This window comes from Bradyrhizobium sp. (assembly GCF_035570375.1).
Taxonomy (GTDB): domain Bacteria; phylum Pseudomonadota; class Alphaproteobacteria; order Rhizobiales; family Xanthobacteraceae; genus Bradyrhizobium.
This window is the reverse complement of sequence record NZ_DATMLW010000053.1, coordinates 1-4811: the sequence shown is the minus strand read 5'-3', so window position 1 is coordinate 4811 and position 4811 is coordinate 1. Positions and strand designations below refer to the sequence as shown.

The 4811-nt window shown below is 62.2% G+C and carries 3 protein-coding genes and 2 pseudogenes; 2 read left to right on the top strand and 3 right to left on the bottom strand.

All coding sequences use genetic code 11. The features are described from left to right. Positions 1-282, bottom strand: a 282-nt coding sequence (locus VNX23_RS06225) for a YciI family protein (protein WP_325628309.1), incomplete at its 3' end; no start/stop codon positions are given. 1044 nt (positions 283-1326) lie between these two features. Between VNX23_RS06225 and VNX23_RS30985 the strand changes: the two are divergent. Further along, a pseudogene (locus VNX23_RS30985) lies at positions 1327-1520 on the top strand (alpha/beta hydrolase); the annotation flags it as partial. Between the two features lie 730 nt (positions 1521-2250). Further along, positions 2251-2738, top strand: a pseudogene (locus VNX23_RS06220) (3'-5' exonuclease); the annotation flags it as partial. Positions 2739-3178: 440 nt separating this feature from the next. Here VNX23_RS06220 and VNX23_RS06215 read toward each other — a convergent pair. Continuing rightward, on the bottom strand, positions 3179-3700 hold the full coding sequence (locus VNX23_RS06215; RefSeq protein WP_325628308.1) for a GNAT family N-acetyltransferase: 522 nt from the start codon (positions 3698-3700) through the stop codon (positions 3179-3181). 181 nt (positions 3701-3881) lie between these two features. Next, the coding region (locus tag VNX23_RS06210) for a TCP-1/cpn60 chaperonin family protein (protein ID WP_325628307.1) at positions 3882-4811 on the bottom strand (930 nt) is incomplete at its 5' end.

Here is a 4811-nt window from a genome sequence, read left to right as displayed (position 1 = left end):
GAATTCCCTCGCCATCGCAACCGCCTCTTCCTTGTCGCGAAGCTCGAAGATCGCATAGCCGCCGACGACTTCCTTGGCTTCGACGAACGGGCCATCGATGACGCTGAGCTTGCCGTCCTTGATGCGTACCTGCGCGCCGGTCTGGACCGGCATCAGCCCGCCATTGTCGAGCATGCGGCCAGCCTTGATCTCCCGGTCGGCGAGCTTGTGCATGGCCTCCAGAAGTCCGGGCGTTGGACCCACATGCGGTTGCGGGGACTTGACGAAATACATAAAGCGCATCCTAAAACTCCTTCTCAGGCGAGCCGCGGGCAGTTTGCCGTTGAACTGTCTCGCTGATAGGTCGACGAATGAGCCCCGGCCAGATCGACAGCACCTTGCAAAAATCATTTAAATGCGAGTTGCAACCAGGACAACGGTCCACAAATTGTTGGCAGGATTAACTTCGCTATTGACGCCGCACCGACTGCTTTCGGTCTGCCCTAATCAACGGAACCGGTCGGGCCGCGGTAATTCGAAGCGCCTTAACTCCCGGCTACTCGGTCAATAGACCGTGCGTTGAGCCGACCGACGCCGGAGTGCTTTAGCGAGCTAAGAAGGCCGTGCACATTGCCGGAAATCCCGTGACCGATTGCCGTCATTGCGGCGACCGGGTCGACCGCGAGCGCGTCATCGTCGTTCATATTGTCCATGGTGCGGGATCAGCCGAGCGCATGGCCGCGTGTTTCGAACATGGTCTGTTCGCACGCAAGGCGGCGCTGCATAAGCGAGTTGCCCGTCGTCGCGGAATGCGTCGTTCAAGAACGGGCGCGCTTTGTTGACGCCGAACGCCGCGCCCTGCGTCTCAGCGGGTCTACATATCCCGCGCGAAACGCGGCCTATGCCTCAGGCCGAAGTGCCTGATATGCGGGGATGATATCCTCGCTTCGTCCGCGCGTTGCCGCCTGACGGCCCGCCTGTACGGCTTCAATGTCACGCGAAGCTTGAGCAAAGTTACGATTTGCTTGAAAAAATCCTTCACTTGCGTTTTCCAATGATTGATCGAGTTGATGCAGACCCCCCCGAAGCAACCGAGCTTTGTTGCCCTGCCCCGATTGTGCGGCAGATTGCGCCATATCTGAGACATCGCCGCGAAGGCGTTGAATTGCCTCAAAATTGGTCAGGTTGGAACGGCCGTCCGTAAGCCTCGCGCGAACGTTTGCGATGTTGGTATGGAACGCGGTCCCCTCGAGATAGTCCGGTCGATCGTCGCGATTAGGTTGGTAACGTCTACCGGTCTGGCGTCCTCGCGGACGGTTCCAAATTCTGAATCGCCCGCATCGTTTCTGGCTCGATCCTTTGCGAGATGAGGGCGAGGCTTACGCCGATGCGCTTCAGGCCGCGGGCGTCACAACCGAGCGCCATCAGGGCGCTGGCCTGATCCACGGCTATTTCGGCATGGCGAAGCGTCCGAAGCCGCCCGGCTGGAAGCGCGGCTGGCTCGCGCCGATTTCAAGGCCATGCTCGAACGCGGTGCTTAGAGGCGGAACCTTCCCTTTGCCGTGCGTTGAAATTTCGCATTGTGCTGGAACTGGACCCCGCGAACGTGCCGAGCGGCAGCGATCAAACCGTCAATCTCGGTTGACCACTCGCAGCGTGTTCGCTTGGTACCTGCCCATAGGCGGCTGATGGCATCGATCTCCTCCATCAGGAGCCGAAGGAGATCAAGCGGATTGCCCGCGCGCGCCGGCCTCTATGGCTTGTCGAGGTCGGGCCATATCCGCGGTCGAGCAGCTCGCGGATCGTAGCAATCCGGGCGTCTCGCCGACCGCCGACATTGGCTTCACCGCGCACCGCCGCTCGCGCAAGAGCTATGCGATCGAAGGCAGGGCAGCGCGCTGGTGCCCAATCCCATCGCCGGGCGTGCCCGCTGGTTCGTTCCTCCTCCTGATGGTGGTGCCGCGACAGCCTCATCAGTTTTTTATCGCACCGGCGTGGCCATATGGCCCGGCAAACGGCGTCCTAGCTCGTGTTGGAGCTCGATCTCGCTGGCGTCTGCCTCGTCTCACGTTCGCCCTCATTTTTTTGAATCGGTTGAGTGATGTTGAGACGAAGTCCTCACGGCATCGGCGGGCCGTCGCCCATTCCGCCGCCTTTTTTCGAAGCCAAGCACGATACCAGATTGCTAAGGCGGTCTATGCGCCCGCGAGCATGACCGACCTGAAGGTGTCTGTCACCCGCTAGCATCGGCATCCAGGCGCGCCACCAAATTCCGGTTATCCCTCCCGCGAACGGTTCCTTACGAACTGACGCTTGATCCACCGGATGCCACCAGCGATCAGGCGGGAGTACCGTTGCTCGACGAGGACTATTTGATCCTTTCGACGATCCATTCCGCCAAAGGCCAGGAGTGGAAATCGGTGTTCGTGCTCAACGTGGTCGATGGCTGCCTGCCCTCCGACCTCGGAGCCGGGACGACTGCCGAGATCGAGGAGGAACGGCGTTTGCTTTATGTCGCCATGACGCCCGCCAAGGATGATTTACATCTCATCGTGCCGCAGCGGTTCTTTACTCACGGCCAGAGCGCCCAAGGTGACCGGCACGTCTATGCCTCACGAACCCGATTTATTCCCGACGGCCTGCTCGGCCTGTTCGAAATGACAAGTTGGCCACCTCTTGCGGTCGGCACACAGGCGCGGGTGGTCGGCCAGGGCGTGCGCTTGAACGTAGGTGGCCGTGTGCGCGGGATGTGGCGCTGAGGAGACACCCGACTTAAGCGGTTCCGCTGCCTAAACCGCGTCAACGTGGCGGAGGCGGACTAGCTGGACTGATGCCCACTTTGAAGCGCACAACGAACGGAAGTCGGACTCGTCTGTTAAGCCAGATCAAACTCGCAAACTCCGTCAGGGCAGCCTGTTCATTGATGGCCGCAGCGATCCACGAGGGGACTTGTCGACGTGCAGCTCGATGATTCAGATTGGGTCCTCGCGGAGGCGACCGAAGATAGCCGCCGTCTAAAGGGACTTATGCCATAATCGATGTCGGGGCAAAGCGGACAAGGCGAATTCATGAGTACACGGTCTGATTCATAAGCGTCCTTGCCGCCGGAGGTCGATCGAGCGTGCTTTCTGTGATCCGCTAGTCGCCAATCGAACGCGCGGGCCGGCAAAGAAGCGCTCCCGCCCGTTTACCCACGTCTTCAACCACCCGCCACACGGTCGACGCGTCCCATGAGAACGACGTCGACGAAGCGCCCGTCGATCAGCGCCCCGTCGCACTGAACGCCCTCGCGGACGAACCCGAATTTCTCGTAGAGCGCGATGGCGGCGGCGTTGTCGGCATGGACGTCGAGTTCGATGCGGATGAAGTCGCGGCGGCTCGCCAGGTCGAGAGCCGCGGTCAGGAGCGCCGCGCCGATCCCCCGCCTTCGCCAGTCGGCGATCACCCCCATTCCCAGGAGGCCGCGATGCCTGCGGGACGGCGCGGAATTACGGCCGATGTCGCACCAGCCGACGAGCGCGTCTGCGCCGATCGCGACGACCATGGGATCGCAGCACGCCATCCTTTCTTCGACGTAACGCCGCGTCTCGTCGAGCGACGGCGCTTCGAAAGCGGCAAGAAATCGGCGTTCGCGCGCTACGAGGTCAAACGCACGGCGAAAGGCGGCGACGTGACTGAGCCGGATAGGTGTAATTTCAAAGCCGACGCGATCGGCATTCATGCTGCGAGGCCCGTAGAATCCCGCCGCAGCGAACCCTGCGGCCGCAGCGCCTGGACAGGCTGGGGTCAAACCTGAATTGCTTCAATGATACAGCGTACAGCGCCGCGATGAGACGGACAAGAAAGTCGCATGCGATTTGGTCGTAACGGGCGACGATGGCCCGCCCCCGCCTGCGTGCCGACTAGAGCCTTTCGGCCCCGCCGCCGCGCGCGGGTCCGGCCGTGACGTCGTAGTCGTCGGGCTTCTTGGCGATCAGCGTCTGGGTCGTGAGGATGAGCGCGGCGACCGACCCGGCGTTGCAAACCGCGGTGTAACAGACCTTGACCGGATCGACGATCCCCGCCTTGAACATGTCGACATGGCGCCCGCTGCGCGCGTCGAAGCCGTGCCCATTTCCGGTCTTTGCGAGTTTCGCTATTTCTTTCGCTGAGTCGCGACCGGAATTGGCGATGATCAGGGCCAGCGGCGTTGACAGAGCCTGTCGGACGAGCTGCGCGCCCTGCTTGCTGTCGCCCTCAAGTTTGTCGATGATGCGGTCGAGCATCGGCGTGGTCTGCATGAGCGAAATCCCGCCGCCTGCGACGACACCCTCCTCCATCGCCGCGCGCGTCGCGTTGATCGCGTCTTCAATGAGCTGCGCGATGCGCTTTTGGGCGACCGGCGTCGCGCCGCCGGCCAGGATCATCGCGGTGCCCCCGGAGAGCTTGGCAAGACGCTCCTTGAACTTGTCGCGCTCGACGTTTTCGGGCGCGGCGTCATACTGGCGCCTCACCTGTTCGCGTCGGGCGGCCACCGCCTCCGCTCGGCCTTCGCCGCCAATGATCAAAGTGCGATTGGCGGAAATGCGCACCTGCCGCGCCCCTCCGAGATCTTCGGCCGAGGCCTCCGCGACCTTGCCGCCCAGATCGCGCGCGACCACGCGGCCGTCAGTCGCAACCGCAATGTCCTCGAGCATCGCCTTGCGCCAATGGCCGAATTCAGGGGGATGGATGGCGGCGATCTTCACTTTTGAGTCGCCGCGCTGCGAAAGCAGGCCCATCACTGCAGGCGGCGCTAATTCCTCGGCGATGATCAAGAGTGGCCGCTGATGCTGATCGGCGATCGCCAACAC

Coding starts and splice junctions, on each gene's coding strand:
- VNX23_RS06215 (WP_325628308.1), bottom strand. CDS start 3,700: ATGAATGCCGATCGCGTCGGCTTTGAAATTACACCTATCCGGCTCAGT.